The 349-nt window shown below is 43.8% G+C and carries 1 protein-coding gene; it reads left to right on the forward strand.

Going from position 1 to position 349, the window contains the following annotated elements:
• The coding region (locus QVP40_RS10105) for a winged helix-turn-helix domain-containing protein (protein ID WP_288200470.1) at positions 1-214 on the forward strand (214 nt) is incomplete at its 5' end.
• Positions 215-349: the final 135 nt, after the last annotated feature.

Consider the following 349-nt stretch of genomic DNA (forward strand, 5'->3'; position numbering starts at 1 on the left):
GACAAAAACAGAACTGAAGCTTCTGCATTATCTTTTTTCCAGACAGGGAGAGATCGTCAGCCGCGAGGAGATCATTGATGCGCTGTGGGATCAGCATGTATTTCTGGATGATAACGGGCTCAGCGTGAATATTACAAGGATCCGCAATAAACTGAAAGAACTGGGGGCAGGACCTGTCATTGAAACAAAGAGAGGACTGGGATATCTGTTATGAATTTACTGGAATATCTGAAAGACAGAGCTCTTGTTTATCTGGGCAGGATTTTGTGCATGCTGCTGCTTTCCTTTTATCTTCTGTCAGTGGGGAACCGGTTGGATAATGTGATATTGATTCTGATTTTCTGGCTGG

The sequence above is a fragment of the Blautia sp. CAG:257 genome (assembly GCF_000433815.1).
Taxonomy (GTDB): Bacteria; Bacillota; Clostridia; order Lachnospirales; family Lachnospiraceae; genus Blautia_A; species Blautia_A caecimuris.